The sequence below is a fragment of the Micromonospora sp. DT4 genome (assembly GCF_049841675.1).
In the GTDB taxonomy this organism is placed as follows: Bacteria; Actinomycetota; Actinomycetes; order Mycobacteriales; family Micromonosporaceae; genus Micromonospora.
In genome coordinates, this window is the sequence record NZ_JBNCKT010000009.1 from 1 (window position 1) to 19782 (window position 19782).

Below are 19782 nucleotides of genomic sequence, written 5' to 3' on the forward strand. Positions count from 1 at the left end.
CTGCTGCGCGACACCTTCGAGCAGTGCAGCGCCCAACTGCGCCATCACTGGCCGCAGCAAGTCACCGCCCACCTCGATCGCGGCTACGACAGCAACCGCACCCGCGAGTTGCTCGAGGAGATCGGCTTCGACGCCGAGATCGCCCGCAAGGGCGTACCCGCCCCGATCCAAGTCGGCAAGCGGTGGGTGGTCGAACGCACGAACTCGTGGATGAACGGCTTCGGCAAGATCCGCCGCTGCACCGACCGCAACGCCGCAATCATCGACTTCTACCTCTACCTGGCCGCCGCGATCGTCACCGTACGTCAACTCATCCACCGAGCCCGCACGCTCTATCGCTGGGACACCCGACCGACAACCCGCCGACTCAAGTGACGCCTATTGCCGGTCGCTCTAAAGGTCCACGGTGTGGACGGTTTCCGGCTGGAGGCGGTCTCGGAGATGACGCGGATGTCGCGCGACCCGGAGGACCTGGTGCGGCAGGTGATCGGCCCGCACCACCACTATCCCGACGGTGCCGCCCTGATGCTCGGCACCATGTTCGCGCCGGTCCAGGACCGGGGCCGCCCCGGCGAGGGCTTCACCCACAAGGTCGACGACGTGGTACGGATCAGCTGCCCGGCGCTCGGCACCCTGGTCAACCGGGTGCGGCACGCCCAGGAGTGCGAACCCTGGCACTTCGGCATCCGCGACCTGATGGGCAATCTGGCAAGGAGAGGACTGCTGTGAACGTGGTCAGCACCGTCGATCCGCGCGACGGCCAGCGTCGCGCGACGGATCTCACCGAGACCGACGAGTCCCGGCTGGACGTGGTCGCCGGCCAGGCGTCCCGGGCGACGCACTGGTTGGCGGGTCTGGGGAGGCTCGGCAGGGCGGAGCTGATGGACGCGGTCGCCGCCTCCCTCCAGGCCCGCCGGGTGGACCTGGTCGCGGCCGCCGAGGCAGAGACGGGGCTGGCCCACGCGCGGCTGGACTCCGAGCTCACCCGGGCCGCGGTCCAGTTCCGGATGTTCGGCGACGTGCTGCGCGACGGGGCGTACATCGAGGCGGCCATCGACCACGCCGCCGACACACCACTCGGACCCGGTCCGGACGTGCGGCGGATGCTCGTACCCCTCGGGCCGGTCGCCGTCTTCGGGGCCAGCAACTTCCCGTTCGCCTTCTCGGTCGCCGGCGGTGACACGGCCGCCGCGCTCGCCGCCGGCTGTCCCGCGGTCCTGAAGGCCCACCCGTCCCACCCGGTGACCTCGCACGCGTCCGCCGCCGCGATCTTCTCGGCCGTCCGGGACCTGGGCGGCCCCGAGGGCGTCATCGCGGCCGTGTACGGGGAGCAGGCCGGTCGCTCGCTGGTGCGGCACCCCGCTGTCCGTGCGGCCGCCCTCACGGGCTCGGTCAACGCCGCCCGCGCCATCCAGGCTGCCATCGACGAACGACCCGATCCCATTCCCCTGTACGCCGAACTGAGCAGCGTGAACCCGATCGTCGTCCTGCCCGGGGCGGCCGTCGACCGGGCCGAGGAGATCGCCGAGGGTCTGTTCGCCTCCTTCACGGCCTCCGGCGGTCAGCTCTGCACCAAGCCCGGCCTGGCGTTCGTCCCGGCTGGTCGGGGCGGTGACCAGTTGGTGGACGCCCTGCGGCAGAGGGTTGTCAGCTCGGGCGGCACGATCCTGCTCAACGAGCGCATCCGGGACGCGTTCGAGAGCCGGGCCACGGAGTTCGAGCGGGCCGGTGCTCGGGTCTCGGCGCGGGCCCAGGTCGACCCCGGAACGGGCTTCGCCGTCGCACCGAGGCTCCTGGAGGTCGAACTGCCGGGCCTGACCACCGAGATCGCCGACGAGTGCTTCGGTCCGCTTATGGTCGTGGTCCGGTATCCCGACGCTGCCGCACTGGACGCCGCGCTGGACGCCGTCCCGCCGTCGCTGACCGGTTCCGTCCACCGCGGTCCGGAGGACGACGGCGACGTCGTACGCCGGCTGGTCGACGTGCTCTCCGCCCGCGCGGGCCGCATCGTCTTCGACGGCTATCCCACCGGCGTCCGCGTGTCGTGGGCCCAGCACCATGGTGGACCCTGGCCGTCGACGAACGCCGTGCACACGTCGGTGGGGGCCACGTCGATCCGACGGTTCCTCCGGCCGTTGGCATGGCAGGACGCTCCGGCCTGGGTGCTTCCCGAGGAGTTGCGCGACGATTACACCGCCATTCCCCGGCGGGTCGACGGGAGGTTGACGCCCGCGGTCGAATAATTGCGTCCACCGCTCGCTCGGGTACGTTCTGACGCCACCTGCGGGTGACGCGCGAATTCCTCTGCGGAAATGACCCGGGAAGGAATTCGCGCGCCAGTTGCGCAGGTGCTCCCAGCGCCATTTTCCGACGCGATTAATCGGTCCTGGTCTGACCGTCGACGCGATTCGCCGTACTCCCTGTGGTGGGGAAAACCCCGGCCGCGCGCCCCCGGTTGTAGCCGGGGTCGCGCGGCCGGGGCGGCCTACGGGGTCGCGTCGGTGGCGCGCAGCCGCAGCATGGTCCAGGACGCGGGCGGCAGGGTCAGCCGGACGCTGGCGCCGCCCGCCTGGGCCGTGTCGTTGGGGCGCGGCTCGGCGTGGTCGGGACCGCCGGCGGTGTTCTTGGCACCGAGGTCGGCGCCGCCGACGGTGACGCACTCGATGATGCCGCCCACCTGGGCGCCGGCGAGGTCGATGGTCATCTCGGCCGGGGTGTCGACGACCCGGTTCACGAGGAACACGGTCATCTCTCCGGTGCTGTCGTCCCAGGTGGAGACCGCGTCGACCGCGTCGACCACTCCGTAGCGGTCGGTGGTCGTGGTGCTGCCGTCGCGCAGCACGTCCAGCACGACGCCCTGGGCGTGCCGGGCCGTCCGGGCGAAGGGGTGGAAGATGGTCTGCCGCCAGGCCGAGCCCCCCGGTTCGGTCATGATCGGCGCGATGACGTTGACCAGTTGGGCCTGGCACGCGGCGGTCACCCGGTCGCTGTGCCGCAGCAGGCTGATGAGCAGCCCACCGACGACAACGGCGTCGGCCACGCTGTAGTGGTCCTCCAGCAGAGGCGGTGCGACCGGCCAGTCCTCCCCGCTCGGCGGCGTGGACGGGGCCGCGGACTGGTACCAGACGTTCCACTCGTCGAACGCGATCATGATCTTCTTGGTGGACCGGCGGATCGCGCCCACCGAGTCCGCGATGGCGGTGACGGCGTCGATGTACGTGTCCATGTCCTCGGCCGAGGCGAGGAAGCTGGGCAGGTCGTCGTCGACCGGCTGGTAGTAGGCGTGCAGCGAGATCAGGTCGACGTCGTCGTACGCCTCGGTCAGCACGTCGCGCTCCCAGCTGCCGAAGGTCGGCATGCCGAGGTGGGACGAACCGCAGGCGACGAGTTCGAGATCGGGGTCGAAGCGGCGCATGGCCTTCGCGGTCTGCGCGGCGAGCCGCCCGTACTCGGTCGCGCTCCGCTGGCCCACCTGCCACGGGCCGTCCATCTCGTTGCCCAGGCACCACAGTTTGATCCCGTACGGGTCGACGGCGCCGTTGTCGCGGCGCTGGTCGGCGAGGTGGCTCCCCGCGCGGTGGTTGGCGTATTCCAGCAGGTCGACGGCCTCGGCGGTGCCGCGGGTGCCGAGGTTGACCGCCATGATCGGGTCGACGCCCGCCTTGCCGACCCAGCGCATGAACTCGTCCAGCCCGAACGCGTTGGTCTCCAGACTGTGCCAGGCGAGGTCGAGCCGGGCCGGTCGGCGGTCCACCGGACCGACGCCGTCCTCCCAGCGGTAGGAGGAGACGAAGTTGCCGCCCGGGTAGCGGACCGTGGTGATGCCCAGCTCACGGACGAGCGCGAGGACGTCGCCCCGGAAGCCGTCCGCGTCGGCGGTCGGGTGGCCGGGCTCGTAGATTCCGCTGTAGACGCACCGGCCCAGGTGCTCCACGAACGAGCCGAAGAGCCGGCGCGGCACTGGTGCGACGCGTCGGCGTGGGTCCAGGAGCAGGCGCGCGGTGTTCACGACTGCCCTCCCCGCCGGCTCTGACGGGACCGGACGGGCGAGGCGGCGCGGTGGGGGAGTGGGTGCGGCGCTGGGGCGAGGTGGGTGTTCAGGGCGGGCTCCCTTCGTGCGAGGCCTCCGACGTCGAGATCTGCGTCGCGGTGCCGGGGGCCGAGCGGTGGTGGGTCGGTACGACCTCTGGACATCGCCATGATCATCGATTACGTTCCCGATCTATGTAAACGTTACCGATCATGCTTGTGCGAGGGAACACCCGTCCCGGAATGGTGGCCTGACGGAGGGTGTCGTCCCGTTGTCAACGACTAGATCGATTGCGTGAAATGGCGATTCACTGAGGTTGCTGGTTGCGTTCTCGGCGCCGCTGCGAGAGGTGGGAAGTTCCCGGTGTGAACATCCCGTTAGGACCTTGCGTGCGGGACGGTGGTGAGGTGAAAGGCTCTTGTGTTCGCAATCGTGGTCGGTTACGTTGGCAACATCATGGAAACGTAACCGATAACGATTGCAGTCCAGAGAGAGCCGCATGATCGAAGCCAATGCGCCGGTAACAATGAGTGATGTCGCCCGGATCGCCGGCGTTTCCACCGCCACCGTCTCCCGCGTCGTCAACGGGCACTACGGCGTCAGCGCCCGCACGATCGCTCAGGTCCGCACCGCCATCCAACAACTCGGCTACGAGTCGAGCCTGGTGGCGTCGAGCCTCCGGCGCAGCCGCACCAACGTTCTAGGCCTCGTGGCGCACAGCTTCCAGTCGTACACGGCGGAGGTGCTCAAGGGCGTCATGAAGGCGCTGAGCCGCTCCGGCTTCGACCTCATCATCTACGCCAACAGCGACCTCTACGGGTCCTATTCGGAGGGCTGGGAGCAGCGGCACCTGACCCGCCTGTCGGGCACCCTCACCGACGGGTGCATCGTCGTCACGCCCTGGGGTGAGATGCACAGCCGTACGCCGGTCGTGGCCATCGACCCGGTGCGAGGCTCGACGGGGCCCTCGGTCATGGCCGACAACCTCGGCGGCGCCACCACCGCTGTCGCGCACCTGCTCGACCTGGGCCATCGACGCATCGGGTTCATCGCCGGGCGCGACAGCCTCGCCTCGGCATGGTCCCGGGAGGAGGGCTACCGGGCGGCGTTGACCGACGCCGGAGTCCCGGTCGACCCGACGTTGGTCGGCAGGGGGGACTTCAACCCCGAGTCGGCGGTTCCGTTGGCGCGTGCCCTGCTGCAACGGCCGGACCGGCCGTCGGCGATCTTCGCGGCGAGCGACGGAATGGCCCTCAAGGTGCTGGAGGTCGCCCGGGAGCTGGGGCTCGCCGTCCCCGGTGACCTGTCCGTCGTCGGCTTCGACAACATCCCCGAGGCGGCGTCGACCGAGCCGGGTCTGACCACCGTGGACCAGTCGATGTACCAGCTCGGGTACGAAGCCGCGCGGCTGCTCAAGTCGCTGGTGACCGGCGAGTGGGACGAGTCGAACCAGACAGTGCTCCCGACCAGCCTCGTGGTTCGCGGCTCGACCGCGGCACCGACGGGCGGGGCACGACCATGACACGGCACCGGAGCTGGATCGCTCTTGGCGGGCTGGCCACGGCGCGGACGCCGGTGGCAAGAGCTGGGAGGAGGTGAACACAACCTGCACGGCGAGATCCACCGATGGGTTGAGCTGGCCAGCGGGTCGCATCCGCTGCCGGCACAGGGAGCAGGACCGCCTGCCCCGGTGGCACCCGCCAGCGCATGGATGTCTGTGCACCGCCACCCTCCCCCGAAGGGAACCATCTCAATGAAGAGAAGACGCATACTCGCCACGGTGGCCCTGCTCGCGGCAGGAAGCGGCCTGGTCGCCTGCTCCTCGGACGACGGCGGCAGCGACGCGAGCAACTGCACGAACACCATCACCAAGCAGAACGTGCCGGTCGTGACGATGTGGGGCTGGTACCCCAACACCCAGCTCGTCGTCGACAACTTCAACAAGCTGCACGACGACGTGCAGGTCTGCTGGACCAACGTCGGGCAGGGCGGTGACGAGTACGACAAGTTCCAGACGGCCATCTCGGCGGGCACCGGCGCGCCCGACGTGATCATGGTCGAGGCGGACCGGATCCCGACCTTCCAGATCCAGGGCGCGCTCGTCGACATCAGGCAGTACGGCTACGACGCGGTCAAGGCCAACTACGGCGAGGGCGCCTGGAAGGACGTGTCGGTCGGCGACGCGGTCTACGGCGTCCCGGTCGACGGCGGCCCGATGGGCATGATCTACCGGAAGGACATCTTCGACAAGTACAAGATCACTCCGCCGAAGACCTGGGCCGAGTACGAGCAGGCCGCGCAGAAGGTGAAGGATGCCGGTGGCCCGCTGTTCGGGGATCTCGGCGCGAACGTCCCGGCGGTCCTGATGGCGCTGCAGATCCAGAAGGGCGCCTCGCCCTTCACCTTCGACCCGGCGCAGCCGAAGTCGATCGGCGTGAAGCTCAACGACCAGGCGTCCAAGGACGTGCTGGACTACTGGGGCGGCCTCGCCAAGAAAGGCCTGGTGGGTACGCAGGACCAGTTCACCCCGGAGTACATCTCCGGTGTGATCAACGGGAACTACGCGACGTACATCTCGGCGGCGTGGGCCCCGGGCTACCTCACCGGCGCGGGCGTCGGCAAGGGCCAGGACACCGGCAAGTTCGCGGTGGCGCCACTGCCGCAGTGGGATCCGGCCAACCCGGTGCAGGTGAACTGGGGTGGGTCGGCCTTCTCGGTGACCAAGCAGGCGAAGAAGCCGGAGCTGGCGGCGAAGGTCGCCTACGGGCTCTACGCCGACAAGGAGTCGCTCGCCGACGGCTGGACCAACCAGATCATCTTCCCGCTGAACCTCACGGCGCTCAAGGATCCTGCGTTCGTCGACCTGAAGGTGGCGTTCTTCGGCGGCCAGCAGGCCAACAAGGAGGTCTACCTTCCCGCAGCCGAGGCCTACAAGGGTGTCGCGTACGCGCCCTTCGGTCAGTACTACCTGGACGCCATGACGAAGCAGATCAGCGAGGTCATCAAGGGTTCCACCACCGGCTCGCAGGCTGCGGACAAGCTCCAGGAGGACGTGGCGAAGTACGCCAAGGATCAGGGCTTCACCGTCCAGTGACCGCTTCGGGTGGGCCGGTCCTGGCTGGCCCACCCTCCACCCCGCAGCGTCCATGTCCCGGAGACCGAGATGACAACCCTGACCGAGAAGCACACACGCCGTAGTCAGCATGAGAAGCGCAAGATCCGTGGCAAGGTGCACCTGCGTGAACACCTGATGGGGTGGCTCTTCGTCGGGCCGTTCGGGGTCGTCTTCGTGGCGTTCCTCATCGCGCCGCTGGCGTACGCGCTGTACCTCAGTCTCTTTCAGAAGAAGCTGATCGGCGGCACCAACTTCGTCCTCTTCGACAACTACGTGAAGGCGTTCACCGATCCGAGCTTCCTGTCCGGCGCGTGGCTCGTCATCCGCTTCTCGCTCGTCTCGATCCCGCTGCAGATCGTCCTCGCGCTCGCGCTGGCCCTCGTCCTGGACGCGGTGACCACCCTGTTCGCGCGCTTCTCCCGCCTCATGATCTTTCTTCCGTACGCGATCCCCACGGTCATCGGGGCCGTGATGTGGGGGTTCCTCTACAGCAAGGGCTTCGGGCCGCTCACCGACATCTTCGGGCTGTTCGGCGCCACCGCACCCGACTTCCTGGGCAGCGACCTGATCTTCTACGGCCTGCTCAACGTCGTCACCTGGCAGTGGGCCGGCTACTACATGATCATCTTGTCTGCGGCGTTGCAGGGCGTCGACCCGACGCTCTACGAGGCCGCCCGGATGGACGGCGCCGGACGGTGGCAGATCGCGACGCGTATCAAGATCCCGCTGATCGCGCCCGCGCTGATCCTGATCCTGGTCTTCTCGCTCATCGGCACCCTGCAGTTCTTCAACGAACCGCAGATCCTGCGCTACCTCGCCGCGGGCACGATCGGGTCCGACTTCACCCCCAACATGTACGCGTACCAGCAGGCGTTCTCGCTCGCCAACTTCAACTACGGGTCGGCGATCTCCTTCGCCCTCGGCGGCATCGTCTTCATCTGCGTGTACGCCTTTCTGTTCTTCACCCGCAAGCGGAGGAGCTTCCTGTAGATGACCGACCACACAAGCGTCCGCGCAGGCGCTCGCCGGCCGCAGCGCTACCTCCCTCTGCAGATCCTCCTCGGCTTCCTGGTGATCTACTTCCTCGTGCCGTTCTGGTGGGTCGTCGTCAACAGCTCCAAGGACGCGCCGGGTCTCTTCGGCGGCGGCAACACCCTCTGGTTCACCGACCAGGTCGACTACCTCGGCAACCTCAGGCAGCTCTTCACCTACGACGGTGGCATCTACCTACGGTGGATCCTCAACTCCACGCTGTACGCCATCGCCGGTGGAATCGGCGCCACGGTCCTGGCGGTCATGGCCGGCTACGGGTTCGCCAAGTACCGGTTCGCGGCGCGGGGCTTCAGCTTCGCCGTCGTGCTCGGCGCGCTGATGGTGCCCGCCACGGCGCTGGTCATCCCGACCTTCATCATGTTCTCCCGGCTCGGCCTGACGAACACGGTCTGGGCGGTGATCCTCCCCTCGCTGCTCAACCCGTTCGGCGTCTACCTGATGCACGTGTACGCCCGCGACGTGGTGCCCGACGAGCTGCTGGACGCGGCGCGGGTCGATGGCGCGGGGGAGATACGCACGTTCCTGCAGATCGCACTTCCGCTGATGCGGCCCGCGGTGGTCACCGTGCTGCTCCTGTCGGCCGTGGCGTCCTGGAACAACTACTTCCTGCCCCTGGCGATGCTCTCCGACAACCGGCTCTTCCCGGTGACCGTGGGCCTCGGCCTCTGGCAGGGGATCGCGTCGGCGAACAACTCGGGGGGCACCTCGCTGTGGAGCCTCATCATCCTGGGTTCGCTCGTGTCCGTGATCCCACTGGTCATCGCGTTCTTCAGCCTCCAACGACACTGGCGCGGCGGACTGTCCGTCGGAGGCCTTCGCTAGGTCGCGCCGCGCGACCTCCAGCAATGACAGAGAGGTGTGCTGATGTCGACGACAGATGGACCGCTGCGCAGCGGGCAGTGGTTCGGCGCGGAGGGCCGTAACGGGTTCATCCATCGGTCCTGGATGCGCAACCAGGGTTTCGCGGACGACGTCTTCGACGGTCGCCCGGTGATCGGCATCGCCACCACCTGGTCGGAGCTGACACCGTGCAACGCCCACCTGCGCGACCTGGCCGAATCGGTGAAGCGGGGTGTGTGGGAGAGCGGCGGCCTGCCGCTGGAGTTCCCGGCGATGAGCCTGGGCGAGCCGCTCATGCGACCCACGACCATGCTCTACCGCAACCTGCTGGCGATGGAGCTGGAGGAGTCGGTCCGCGCCAACCCCCTCGACGGGGTGGTCCTGCTCTCCGGCTGCGACAAGACCACTCCCGGTCTGCTGATGGGTGCGGCGAGCGTCGACCTGCCGACGCTGATGCTGACCGGCGGTCCGATGCTCAACGGCAAGTTCCGCGGCCAGGACATCGGCTCGGGGACGGTCGTCTGGCGCTTCACGGAGGAGATGCGGGCCGGCCGGATGACCGCCGCCGACTGCGCCGAGGCGGAGGTCGGCATGTCCCGCAGCCGGGGCCACTGCATGACCATGGGGACCGCCTCCACCATGGCCTGCGTGACCGAGGCGCTGGGCGTGCAGCTACCGGGGGCCGCCGCCGTGCCTGCCGTCGACTCCCGGCGGTACGCACTCGCGCAGGCGGCCGGACGTCGGATAGTCGCCATGGTGGGTGAGGAGCAGCGGCTGTCCTCGGTGCTCACCCGGGAGGCGTTCGAGAACGCCATCCGGGTCAACGCCGCGATCGGCGGTTCCACCAACGCCGTCGTGCACCTGCTCGCGATCGCCGGACGCCTTGGCGTGCCCCTCTCGTTGGAGGACTTCGACACCCTCACCGCCGACGTGCCCCTGCTCGTCAACCTCATGCCGTCCGGGGCGTACCTGATGGAGGACTTCGCCTACGCGGGCGGTCTGCCGGTGGTGATGAAGGAGCTCGCGCCGCTGCTGCACACGGACCACGTCACCGTCAGCGGCAGGAGCGTGGCCGAGAACGTCGACGGCGCCCAGTGCTGGAACCGGGAGGTCATCGCCACCCTGGAGGAGCCTTTCCAGGCCGCCGGCTCGGGGACCGTGGTGCTGCGCGGGTCGCTCGCGCCGTCCGGCGCGGTGCTGAAGGTCTCCGCCGCCTCACCCCACCTCCTCACGCACACCGGCCCGGCGCTCGTCTTCGACCGCATCGAGGAGTACGTCGTCGCCGCCGACGACCCGGACCTCGACGTCACCCCGGACACGGTGATCGTCGTCCGCAATGCCGGCCCGCGCGGCTACCCCGGCTTCCCGGAGGTGGGCAACGTGCCGATGCCCCGCCGGTTGCTCGCCGAGGGCATCACGGACATGGTGCGGATCTCGGACGCCCGCATGAGCGGCACCGGCTACGGCACGTGCGTCCTGCACGTGGCGCCGGAGGCGTCCGTGGGCGGACCCCTCGCGCTGGTGCGCACTGGCGACCTGGTCCAGGTCGACGTCGCCACGCGCCGCCTGGACCTCCTGGTCGACGAGGCGGAACTCGCCGAGCGCCGTTCCGGCTGGAAGCCACCGCCGCCGGTGGCCGAGCGGGGTTGGGTACGGCTGTACAGCGAGCACGTCCTCCAGGCCGACAGCGGCGCGGATCTCGATTTCCTCGTCGGTGGCAGCGGCAGCGCGGTGCCCCGCCACTCACACTGACGGCGGCGGAACGTACGAGGAACCCACCCATGGAAGCTCGACTACCGCCCCAACACCGCGGCCCGCGCGCTGGTCCGGGGACGTTCCGGGATGATCGGCATCATCGGCACGGCCAGGACGCTGTTCGGTCCGACGAGCATCCACCGCAGTGTCGAGGATGCCGCCCGCGCCGCCGGCTACTTCGCCACCTCGGTGAGCCTCTCGGAGGTGACGGTGCGGGCGCTCAGCGACGCCACCGAACACCTCATGCGCGTGGGCGTGGAAGGCGTCGTGACGATCGCCGGCAACGACGAGGCTCTCGAAGTGGTGCGGATGACCCGGTCCAGCGTCCCCTTCGTGGTGGTGGAGGGCGACCTGTCCAGGGCCCGCGTCACCGTCGGCGTCGACCAGGTGCTCGGTTCCCGGATGGCGACGGAGCACCTGCTCGCCCTCGGGCACACCGAGATCGTGCACGTGTCCGGCCCGCTCAACTGGGCCGAGGCGCGCGCCCGCCGCGACGGCTGGCGAGCGGCGATGCTGGCGGCGGGCATCCGGCCGCCCGAGCCGGTCGAGGGTGACTGGATGGCCCACAGCGGCTACCTGGCCGGGCTGCGGATCTGCGAGATGCGCGGCACCACGGCGGTCTTCGCCGCCAACGACCAGATGGCCATCGGTGTGCTGCGTGCGCTGCACGAGCGCGGGCGGCGGGTGCCGCAGGACATCTCCGTCGTCGGATTCGACGACGTCCCCGAGGCGGCATTTCTGATTCCACCGTTGACCACGATCCAGCAGGACTTCGGAGCTGTCGGTCGACGAGCGATCACGGCGGTCACCCAGGCCATCGACGACACGATGCCGCAGCCCCTGCCGCTCGTCGTCCCCACGCTCGTGGTGCGGGAGAGCACGGCGCCACTGAGCGGCAGGTGAGCCACGGTCACCGCCGCACGCACGGGCGGGCCCGGCGTGACGCCGAGCCCGCCCGTTTCCGGTCGGTCAGGACCGTCAGGTCAGGGCGGTGAGCCGGAACTGCTGGTTGGTCTGTCCGTGGCAGTCGTAGAGCTGGATCTGGGCGCCGTTGGCGGTGCTCCAGACGTCGAGGCAGCGTCCGGACTGCACGCTGCTGATGGTGCCGTTGGAGTTGATGTTCCACTGCTGGTTGGTCTGGCTGTGGCAGGTGTAGATCTGCACGGCGGCGCCGTTGCCGGAGCCTGCGGCGTCGAGGCACATGGTGCCGTACACCTGTAGTTGTTTGCCCGAGGTGTAGGTCCACTGCTGGTTGGTCTGCCTGTTGCAGTCGTAGAGGGTTACCCGCGTGCCGTTGGTGCGCGAGGCATTCGGCACGTCGATGCACCGGCCCGACTGCGTGCCGATGATCTGGCTGGGGGAGCCGGGCGGGGTGGTGGGCGTGACGGTGGGCGTCGGTGTCGGGCTGCTCGTCGGCGTGGTGGTCGGCGTGGTGGTCGGCGTCGGGCTGGTCGGCGTCGACGGCAGCAGTGGGCAGGTGCTGCGGTAGGTGACCACGCCGCTGTTGTCCAGCAGCGGGCAGAGGAACTGGCTGTACCGGGCGTCGTTGTCGACGAACATCTTGACGAACGGCAACATGGTCCGGACCAACACCGGGTTCGAGCGTCCGACCATGAACCCGTGATCCGCGCCGGCGACCTCCAGGTACGTGCTCTCGGTCGTGGTCGGGAGGCTGTTGTACAGGCCGGTGGCGTATGACGGGGTGACCACCGTGTCCGCCTGGCCGGCGAAGATCATGGTGGGTACCCGGTCGTTGGCCAGGTTCGACGACGGCGAGTACGGCGCGATGCCGACGACCGCCTTCAGCGACGGACGCCGGATCGCGGCACTCAGCGCCCCACCGCCGCCCATGGAGTGACCGGCGACGGCCAACCGGTTGGGGTCGACACGGTCGCGTACCGGGCTCTGCTGTGTCAGGTAGTCCAGCGCGGCGAGCAACTGGGTGCCTCGGGCCGTGTCGAAGTCGTTGCGGCTGTTGGTCTCGATGCCGATCACGACGAAGCCGTGGGAGGCCAGCCACGGTCCCATCCAGGCCAGTTCGGCGGAGAACAACGCGGTGTAACCCGGCGAGATCGCGATGGCCCCGAAGGTGCCCTGGCTGGTGTCGGTCGGGTAGTAGATCCGGCCGCCGTTGAAGCCGTACCCCGTCGGGACGCTGACCGACGTGTTGGCGAAGGGACCGTTCACGGCGGTGACGCTGGTCCGGGTGGGGTCCGGGCCGCGCTGGTACGGGTTGTCGGCGGCCGACGCCGACCCGGTCGCCAGGGTGATGGTGAGCAGTCCGACCGCGGCGGCGATCCCGGCCGCGGCCAACGTGAAAAGACGTCCCCGGATGCCCGGCGATCCCCGGTCGGCAGGGGTGTTCCCCGTGGACGGGGGGTGGTCTGCGGGTCCTCGCACTGGTGGTACCTCCTGGTGGTGGGGAGCGAGGGCGGGCGGGCTCGTCCTGTGCTGAGCCCGCCCCGCCCCGGCATTGTCCGAATTGTCAGCGTCGCAGCGTCGGCATGCCCGGCCGGTACCGGCTCTGGCCCTGCAGCTTGTAGACCTGGACCGCCTCGAACAGGTTGTTCGTTGAATCGATCATTATCATCGTGTAGTTCGATCCGAAGCGCCGCTGGACGAGTACCGGAACTGCTGGTTGGTCTGTCCGTGGCAGTCGTAGAGCTGGATCTGGGCGCCGTTGGCGGTGCTCCAGACGTCGAGGCAGCGTCCGGACTGCACGCTGCTGATGGTGCCGTTGGAGTTGATGTTCCACTGCTGGTTGGTCTGGCTGTGGCAGGTGTAGATCTGCACGGCGGCGCCGTTGCCGGAGCCTCCGTTGCAGGCAAGGATCATGTAACGTTCACGCCGATCGATGTCTCAGGCTCGCAGAGAATTCCGGCATTATCAACCGGTAGTTTCGGGGCTGTTACGGATCTCGGCGGCAGGCTCGCGTCCCAGTGGGCGCCTGATCGACCAACGTCCGGCCGGCCGGGAATCGGCCGCTACCAACAGGCGGCCGATCGGCTGGTCTGTTGCTCTGCGACGCGCAGGCGGAGACGTGACCCGGTGCGGGCCGGCGGCTCTCCGCCGGCCCGCACCGTCGGACAGAGCACGGTCTGCCGTCAGGGGGCCCAGGGGGCGGCGATGTTCCAGGTGCTGTCGGCCGCCCGGAGGGTGGGCCTGTCGTAGGCGTCACCGCCCGTGCCGTTGCTGAGCCAGACTCCGGGAGCGGGGCCGGTCGAGGTCGCTTGACGGCAGGGACCGCGCCGATATAATTCATCGAACCGGGATGTCATCAGCTGAGGAAACCCTCCGATCGGCGCGTACCCAGCCGTCGAGCCGAGCCGGGCCCGCCGTTCGAGCAGCGTGGAGGCTTTGTGTCCACTATAGATTCACCGCTGGCTGCCGCGCGGCATGGTTTGCCCGCACACGGCACGGGCTGGGTCGACGACGTCCTGCTGGCCGGTCCGGGCAACGAGACCTGCCTCGTCCTCGGCGCTCCGATCACGCGGGCGCAGCTGCGCGCCGAGGTGACCTCCCGGCAGGCCCGACTCACCGATGCCGGGCTGCGCCCGGGCGGCGCGATAGCGCTACGGCTGCCCTCCTCGCTGGCGTACGTGGCCAACCTGCTCGCCGCCTGGCGGATCGGGGCCCAGGTGACGCTGCTGGACCACCGCCTGTCGCGCGGTGAGGTCGAGCGGGCGCTCGAACGCGTCGGCGCGCAGTTCCTCGTGCAGCCCGTCGACTCCGTACTCCCACCGCTGCGCGGCTTCGTCACCGTCGACGAGACGGTCATCGCGCGCCCGGCCGGCCGACCGGCGTCGACACCGCACGCGCTCATCCAGCTGAGCTCCGGGTCCACCGGCCCGTCGAAGGTCATCGGACGCAGCGTCGACGACCTGGTCGCCGAGATCGAGCGCTACACGCTGACCGACGGCGTGCCCCGCCCCGGCGAGCGGCTCGTGCTGCTCGCCTCGATGGCGCACGTGCTCGGTCTGGTCGGCGGCCTGCTCTACGCCCTGCACGCCCGCGTCACGCTCACGCTGCCCGAGCGCATGACGGTGGGCGGGGTGCTGGGCGTCATCGCGGGAGACTCCACGCCGACCACGGTGATCGGCGTCCCGGTCCACCTCGAGATGCTGATGGCCGGTCGCCCCGCCAGCCCGCTGCCGCAGTTCGTGCGGATGACCACGGCGGGCGAGCTGGTCCGGCCCGGCGTTCCCGAGCGCTTCGCGGAGTGCTACGACACCGTCCTGGGCAACATGTACGGGATGACCGAGGTCGGCGTCATCGCCACCGACCTGTTCGGTGTGCACCGGCCCGAGGTGCACCCGGCGCCCGGAATCGACGTACGGGTCGTCGACGGTGAGCTTCAGGTGCGTCGGCCCGTCACACCGTACGTGGGGCTCGTCGACGAGAGCCGCTGGTCCGACGGCTGGCTGCGCACTCGCGACGCGGCCACGTTCGACCCCGTAACGGGCCTGGTCACGATCCGGGGCCGTCTCGACTCGCAGGTCTCCATCGGAGGCCTCAAGGTCGACCTGACCGAAGTCGAACAGGCCATCCTCGACCTGCCCGGTGTGACCGAGGCAGTGGTGACGTTCGACGGTGGCGCGATCGAGGCGTACACGGTCGTGGACAAGCCGTTGACCGGGCCCGAGCTGGACGCCGCCCTGGAGGACGTCCTGGCCCCGTACAAGCGGCCGTTGCGGTGGCAGCTCCTGGAGCGTCTTCCGCGTACGTCCAGCGGCAAACTGGTGCGTGACGTGGCCGTGTTGCGCCGTGCGTCGGCCGAGCCGACGCCGTCATGACGCGCCGACGCGGGACGTGTGTGGCACGGCTGCCGACAGGTCGTCACGGCGCGGTAGCCTCCGGTGGGCTGGTGAGCAGCCGGATGCCGTCGGCGGCGCCTGAGCGCGGCCGCTCCTGCCCGGCGACCGCCAGCACCAGGCCTCCGGAGAGCACGCCGCAGGCCACCCCGGCGCGGCTGTCAGGTACGGGGCGCAGCGGCAGCGAGCCCGGCGGGTCCGGCCAGACGGCAGGCAGCACCAGCGGCTGCCGTAGACCGCCGCCGCGCAGGCCGGTGCCGCGTGCCTTGCCGATGGCCTCCTTCTGCGTCCACAGCCACAGGAACGCGCTGGTGTGCAGCGGTGCCGGCCGGTCGGTCAGCCAGTCGGCGTCGGCCGGCGCCATCCAGCGTCGGGCCAACGCCGCACCGGGCAGCGCGCGATCGCGCTCGACGTCCACGCCGACCGGCGTCACCGCCGACACGGCCACCGCCACCACGCCACGTCCGTGGCTGATGCTCGCGTGCAACCCGCGCGCCGCGCCGGTGAACCTCGGCCGGCCAGTCTGGTCCCGCACCACGCCAATCTCGCCGGCCGGCGCGCCGAGCAGGTCGGCGGCGGTACTCACCAGATGCTCCGACGCCCGACCCCTGGGGTCGCCGGTGATCGTCGCAATCCGCACCACGACCCATTCCATGGGAGGAGTCAAGCAATGTCAGATGAGGTTCGCCAGTCCATCGTCGATGCGCTGGCCCAGATGAACTACGACGTCGACGACGTCACCGGCAACACGGTGCTCGGCCCCGCCGGGCTCGACCTGGAGTCGCTGGCCGTCGCCGAACTCGCCGTCCGCGTCGAGGACACGTTCGGCGTCAAGTTCACCGACGAGGAGTTGGAGAAGCTGGCCGACTACACGCTCGACCGGTTCGCCGCCGAGGTGGCCGGGCGCGCGGAGCCGGCGCGGCGCGCACCCGCCGCACCGGCCACCGTGGCGGAGTGACGGTGGGCGGCAGCGATCGCCGCGACGAGATCCTGTCGATCCTCGCCGACGTGGGCTACCGGACAGTCGACGCCTCGCGTGAGCGCATCGATTCGCTGGAGCTCGCCCGGCTGGTCTACGAGATAGAGCGGCGCTACAGCCTCGACCTCGACCTCGACGACGACGAGTTGGCAGCAATGTCCACAGTGACCGGTGCGGCGGAGATCCTCGACCGCCTCACCCTGACGGCGGCGGAGCCGGAGTGACCGGTTCGACTGTCGTGGTCACCGGACTGGGCCTCCTGACGGCCCACGGCCGCGGCCCCGCGCCGCTGCTGGCGGCGGTGTTGGCCGGCGAGCCCGCGTTCAGCGAGATCCGTCGCTTCGACCCGAGCCGCAGCCGGGTCCGCGCGGCGGCGACGCTGGCCGACACCGGCGACCTGACCGCCGAGGTGGTCGCCGTCCTGGCGGACGCCTGCGACGACGCCGGTCTGGCACACCGTCGTGTCCAGTGCCCGCTGTTCTTCGCCACCGGTACGGGGACCAGCGTGGTCCGCGCCGGCGGGTCGGGCAACGGGCCGGCCGAATTGGCCGCCGCCGTGGCCCGACGCGGCGGGCTCTCCGGCGTCGCGCGGGTCTACACGTCGGCGTGCGTGGCGGGCAGCACCGCGCTGGCCGAGGCCGCCTCGATGATCGCCCGGGGCCGGTGCGAACGCGCCGTGGTCGCCGGGGGCTTCCTCGTCGACGCCGACCACCAGGGCCTGTTCGACGCCGGACGGGCGCTGGCCGACGACGGCGCCGTACGCCCGTTCAGCAACGGCCGGCGCGGGATGCTGCTGGGCGACGCGATCGTCGCCGTGGTGCTGGAGTCGGCGGCCAGCGCCCAGGGGCGGGGCGGTCGAGTGCGGTCCCGGCTGGCCGGCTGGGCCCGGGCCGGCGACGCCTACCACGTCTGCCAACCCGATCCGGGTGGCGCCGGGATGGCGTCGGCCATCCGGGCCGCCCTGGGCCGGGCCGGGGCGACACCGGAGGAGGTGGCGTACGTCAACGCGAACGGCACCGGCACGACACGTGCCGACGCCGCCGAGAGCAGCGCGCTGCGCGTCGGCCTCGGCGCGGCGGGGGAGTCGGTGGCGGTGAGCTCGACCAAGTCCGTTCACGGGCACGCCCTGGAGGCGTCCGGCCTGCTGGAGTTCGCTGTCACCGCGCTGGCCCTCGACGCCGGCCGGCTGCCGGTCAACGCGGGCTTCCGGGAGCCGGATCCGCAGTGCCCGGTACGGGTCGTGCGCGAGCCCGGCCCACTGGCGGGCCGGTACGCCCTGAGCTGCAACCTCGCCTTCGGCGGCGCGAACACCGCACTGGTGTTGGGGGCGGTGTGACCGGCCTCGACACCGCCCCCGGCGCGATCCGCGAGCTTGCCCGCGCGGCGTGGCCCGAGCCCGGCGACGCCGGCCGGCCACCCGCGATCCGCAACTTCGTCGCCTCACCGTTCCCCCCGCTCGTCGTGGCCGTCGCCGGTCGCTGCCTACAGCGGCGCATGGGCGCCGGGCCTGCCGGGCCGACCGCCGTCGTGCTGGTCAGCGCGTACGCCGACCAGGCCACCGCGGCGGCCATCGTCGCGGAGGTGGACGGGGGCCGTCGGGTGTCGCCGATGTACTTCTTCCAGTCGGTGCCGAATTCGGTCCTCGGCCACGTCGCCACCGAATGGGCCCTGACCGGCCCGGTCGTGTGCCTGAGCCCGGCCGGTGATCCCTTCGGCGAGGGCCGGGCGGTCGCCGAGGGCCTGTTCGCCGACGGGGACGCGGCCGAGGCGCTGGTGATCATCGTCGAGTACGACGTCGACCCGGCCAAGCCCTCCGGCGCGACAGCCCTGCTGCTCACGCCGGACCACGAGACGACCAGGCCGCCGACCGGCGGCGGACAAGGCGGTTGACATGACCGGATCGACCCGACCCTCGGCCACCATCACCGGCATGGGGCTGGTGACGCCCGTCGGGCGGGGCGTGGCGGACTTCTTCGCGGCGATCTGCAACGGGCGCTCCGGGCTGGTGCGCCCGCCCGAGGGGCACGGCGCGGCCGCTGCCACGGAGGCGGTCGGGATCGCTCCGGACATCGACCCCACCACCGTGCTGCCGGCCAACGAGGTGCTGGTCGCCGACCGATTCCTGATCATGGCTCTGGCCGCCGCCGACGACGCGATGCGCGACGCCGGGCTGGAGGTCGGCCGCGACATCGACCCACTGCGGGTCGCCGTGGTCGTCTCCAGCGGCGCGGGTGGCCTCACCACGTACGAGGCGCAGGCGAAGGCCCGGGAGGCGCGCGGCCGCACCGCCGTCAGCGCGTACCTCTATCCGGGTTTCCTCCCCAACATGGCGGCCGCCCGGATCGCCATCAGGTATGGCATCCAGGGCTACAGCTCCTGCATCGCCACCGCCTGCGCGGCCAGCGCCCACGCGGTGGCGGAGGCGCTGCGGCTCATCCGGGCCGGCGACGCGGACGTGGTCGTGTGTGGTGGCGCCGAGTCACCGCTCGGGCCGACCGGCACCGCCGGTTTCGCCAACGCGCGGGCGCTCGCCACCGGCTGGTCGGACCCGACGCAGGCGAGCCGCCCGTTCGACCGGCGACGCAACGGCTTCGTGCTCGGCGAGGGCGCCGGGATCATCGTCGTCGAGCGCGCCGAGCACGCGGATGCGCGAGGGGCGGCCGGCTACGCCGACATCATCGGGTGGGGCGCCACCACCGACGCCCACCACCCCACCTCGCCGCGCGCGGACGGCGCCGGCGCCGCGCAGAGCATGCGCCGGGCAGTCGCCGACTCCGGCGTCGCGCCCACCGACGTCGACTACATCAACGCCCACGGTACGAGCACCAAGCTGGGCGACGTGGCCGAGAGCCGGGCCATCCACAGCGCATTCGGTACGCACGCCCCCGCGGTCAGCTCCACCAAGGGTGTGACCGGGCACCTGCTGGGCAGCGCCGGAGCCGTGGAGGCGGCGGCGACCGCCCTCACGATCACCCACGGGATGCTGCCGCCGACCCACAACCTGGACGAGCCGGACCCGGCCTGCGACCTCGACCACGTGCGGGGTCACACGCGAGCGGTCCGGCCCCGCGCGGTGCTGTCCAACTCCTTCGCGTTCGGCGGACACAACGTCAGCCTGATGTTCGGCCCGCCGTCGACGGCGCGGACCCGGGAGGCGGACGCGGGGGCGGTCACCACAAGGGATCAACCATGAGAGGAG

18 protein-coding genes and 2 pseudogenes are annotated in these 19782 nt (G+C 70.5%); 15 read left to right on the plus strand and 5 right to left on the minus strand.

The genetic code is table 11. The annotated features are described in order from the left end of the window. The 3 genes and pseudogenes from ACLQ24_RS05290 to ACLQ24_RS05300 form a co-directional block, all read left to right on the plus strand. Window positions 1–375 (plus strand): annotated as a pseudogene (locus ACLQ24_RS05290) (IS5/IS1182 family transposase); the annotation flags it as partial. Window positions 376–408: 33 nt separating this feature from the next. Next, the gene (locus ACLQ24_RS05295) at window positions 409–729 is read left to right on the plus strand and encodes a hypothetical protein (protein ID WP_425889238.1); all 321 of its coding nucleotides are present in this window, start codon (window positions 409–411) and stop codon (window positions 727–729) included. Next, window positions 726–2243 (plus strand): aldehyde dehydrogenase family protein, encoded by a 1518-nt coding sequence (locus tag ACLQ24_RS05300; protein ID WP_425889239.1) that lies wholly within the window; start codon window positions 726–728, stop codon window positions 2241–2243. Before ACLQ24_RS05295 ends, ACLQ24_RS05300 begins: the two co-directional genes overlap by 4 nt. 242 nt (window positions 2244–2485) lie before the next feature. On the opposite strand, the gene ACLQ24_RS05305 is transcribed toward ACLQ24_RS05300, so the two are convergent. Further along, entirely contained in the window at window positions 2486–4009 is a 1524-nt protein-coding gene (locus tag ACLQ24_RS05305) for an alpha-N-arabinofuranosidase (protein WP_425889240.1), read from the minus strand. Between the two features lie 547 nt (window positions 4010–4556). Here ACLQ24_RS05305 and ACLQ24_RS05310 point away from each other — a divergent pair. From ACLQ24_RS05310 to ACLQ24_RS05335, 6 genes are all read left to right on the plus strand, one after another. Continuing rightward, window positions 4557–5552, plus strand: coding sequence for a LacI family DNA-binding transcriptional regulator (locus ACLQ24_RS05310; RefSeq protein WP_425889241.1), 996 nt, complete (start codon window positions 4557–4559; stop codon window positions 5550–5552). A 231-nt stretch (window positions 5553–5783) separates the two neighbouring features. Then, the gene (locus tag ACLQ24_RS05315) at window positions 5784–7124 is read left to right on the plus strand and encodes an ABC transporter substrate-binding protein (protein WP_425889242.1); all 1341 of its coding nucleotides are present in this window, start codon (window positions 5784–5786) and stop codon (window positions 7122–7124) included. A gap of 69 nt (window positions 7125–7193) precedes the next feature. Further along, window positions 7194–8135 (plus strand): carbohydrate ABC transporter permease, encoded by a 942-nt coding sequence (locus ACLQ24_RS05320; protein WP_425889244.1) that lies wholly within the window; start codon window positions 7194–7196, stop codon window positions 8133–8135. Then, a complete protein-coding gene (locus ACLQ24_RS05325) occupies window positions 8136–9020 on the plus strand; it encodes a carbohydrate ABC transporter permease (protein WP_425889245.1) in 885 nt (294 codons plus the stop codon). Between the two features lie 42 nt (window positions 9021–9062). Beyond that, window positions 9063–10790: an IlvD/Edd family dehydratase gene (locus tag ACLQ24_RS05330; protein WP_425889246.1), complete on the plus strand. Its 1728-nt coding sequence runs from the start codon at window positions 9063–9065 to the stop codon at window positions 10788–10790. A gap of 90 nt (window positions 10791–10880) precedes the next feature. Further along, window positions 10881–11696 carry a substrate-binding domain-containing protein gene (locus tag ACLQ24_RS05335; RefSeq protein WP_425889248.1) on the plus strand — a complete coding sequence of 272 codons (816 nt, stop codon included), beginning with the start codon at window positions 10881–10883 and terminating at the stop codon, window positions 11694–11696. Window positions 11697–11771: 75 nt separating this feature from the next. On the opposite strand, the gene ACLQ24_RS05340 is transcribed toward ACLQ24_RS05335, so the two are convergent. The 3 genes and pseudogenes from ACLQ24_RS05340 to ACLQ24_RS05350 all read right to left on the minus strand — a co-directional run bounded on the left by ACLQ24_RS05340 (window position 11772) and on the right by ACLQ24_RS05350 (window position 13628). Beyond that, window positions 11772–13106: a ricin-type beta-trefoil lectin domain protein gene (locus tag ACLQ24_RS05340; protein ID WP_425889250.1), complete on the minus strand. Its 1335-nt coding sequence runs from the start codon at window positions 13104–13106 to the stop codon at window positions 11772–11774. Window positions 13107–13308: 202 nt separating this feature from the next. Further along, a pseudogene (locus ACLQ24_RS05345) lies at window positions 13309–13401 on the minus strand (non-reducing end alpha-L-arabinofuranosidase family hydrolase); the annotation flags it as partial. Next, window positions 13380–13628, minus strand: coding sequence for an RICIN domain-containing protein (locus ACLQ24_RS05350; protein WP_425889252.1), 249 nt, complete (start codon window positions 13626–13628; stop codon window positions 13380–13382). The pseudogene ACLQ24_RS05345 and the gene ACLQ24_RS05350, both read right to left, overlap by 22 nt. Before the next feature lie 533 nt (window positions 13629–14161). Here ACLQ24_RS05350 and ACLQ24_RS05355 point away from each other — a divergent pair. Beyond that, entirely contained in the window at window positions 14162–15586 is a 1425-nt protein-coding gene (locus ACLQ24_RS05355) for a class I adenylate-forming enzyme family protein (RefSeq protein ID WP_425889338.1), read from the plus strand. Window positions 15587–15629: 43 nt separating this feature from the next. Here the strand turns inward: ACLQ24_RS05355 and ACLQ24_RS05360 are convergent, their stop codons facing one another. After that, the gene (locus ACLQ24_RS05360) at window positions 15630–16190 is read right to left on the minus strand and encodes a 4'-phosphopantetheinyl transferase family protein (protein ID WP_425889254.1); all 561 of its coding nucleotides are present in this window, start codon (window positions 16188–16190) and stop codon (window positions 15630–15632) included. A gap of 84 nt (window positions 16191–16274) precedes the next feature. Here ACLQ24_RS05360 and ACLQ24_RS05365 point away from each other — a divergent pair, with 84 nt between their 5' ends. Genes ACLQ24_RS05365 through ACLQ24_RS05385 form a run of 5 tightly spaced genes read left to right on the plus strand, consistent with a single transcriptional unit; the run spans window position 16275 to window position 19776 of the window. Beyond that, window positions 16275–16562, plus strand: coding sequence for an acyl carrier protein (locus ACLQ24_RS05365; RefSeq protein WP_425889255.1), 288 nt, complete (start codon window positions 16275–16277; stop codon window positions 16560–16562). Continuing rightward, complete coding sequence (locus tag ACLQ24_RS05370) at window positions 16559–16807, plus strand: hypothetical protein (RefSeq protein ID WP_425889257.1); 249 nt, start codon at window positions 16559–16561, stop codon at window positions 16805–16807. The genes ACLQ24_RS05365 and ACLQ24_RS05370 overlap by 4 nt, the downstream gene beginning before the upstream one ends. Then, window positions 16804–17919 (plus strand): beta-ketoacyl-[acyl-carrier-protein] synthase family protein, encoded by a 1116-nt coding sequence (locus tag ACLQ24_RS05375; RefSeq protein ID WP_425889259.1) that lies wholly within the window; start codon window positions 16804–16806, stop codon window positions 17917–17919. The genes ACLQ24_RS05370 and ACLQ24_RS05375 overlap by 4 nt, the downstream gene beginning before the upstream one ends. After that, window positions 17916–18473, plus strand: coding sequence for a beta-ketoacyl synthase chain length factor (locus ACLQ24_RS05380; RefSeq protein WP_425889261.1), 558 nt, complete (start codon window positions 17916–17918; stop codon window positions 18471–18473). Before ACLQ24_RS05375 ends, ACLQ24_RS05380 begins: the two co-directional genes overlap by 4 nt. Window position 18474: 1 nt before the next feature. Beyond that, the gene (locus tag ACLQ24_RS05385) at window positions 18475–19776 is read left to right on the plus strand and encodes a beta-ketoacyl-[acyl-carrier-protein] synthase family protein (protein ID WP_425889263.1); all 1302 of its coding nucleotides are present in this window, start codon (window positions 18475–18477) and stop codon (window positions 19774–19776) included. The last annotated feature ends 6 nt before the right edge of the window (window positions 19777–19782 follow it).

Coding starts and splice junctions, on each gene's coding strand:
- ACLQ24_RS05310 (WP_425889241.1), top strand. CDS start 4,557: ATGAGTGATGTCGCCCGGATCGCCGGCGTTTCCACCGCCACCGTCTCC.
- ACLQ24_RS05350 (WP_425889252.1), bottom strand. CDS start 13,628: ATGATCCTTGCCTGCAACGGAGGCTCCGGCAACGGCGCCGCCGTGCAG.
- ACLQ24_RS05385 (WP_425889263.1), top strand. CDS start 18,475: ATGACCGGATCGACCCGACCCTCGGCCACCATCACCGGCATGGGGCTG.
- ACLQ24_RS05320 (WP_425889244.1), top strand. CDS start 7,194: ATGACAACCCTGACCGAGAAGCACACACGCCGTAGTCAGCATGAGAAG.
- ACLQ24_RS05325 (WP_425889245.1), top strand. CDS start 8,136: ATGACCGACCACACAAGCGTCCGCGCAGGCGCTCGCCGGCCGCAGCGC.
- ACLQ24_RS05330 (WP_425889246.1), top strand. CDS start 9,063: ATGTCGACGACAGATGGACCGCTGCGCAGCGGGCAGTGGTTCGGCGCG.
- ACLQ24_RS05335 (WP_425889248.1), top strand. CDS start 10,881: ATGATCGGCATCATCGGCACGGCCAGGACGCTGTTCGGTCCGACGAGC.
- ACLQ24_RS05365 (WP_425889255.1), top strand. CDS start 16,275: ATGTCAGATGAGGTTCGCCAGTCCATCGTCGATGCGCTGGCCCAGATG.
- ACLQ24_RS05315 (WP_425889242.1), top strand. CDS start 5,784: ATGAAGAGAAGACGCATACTCGCCACGGTGGCCCTGCTCGCGGCAGGA.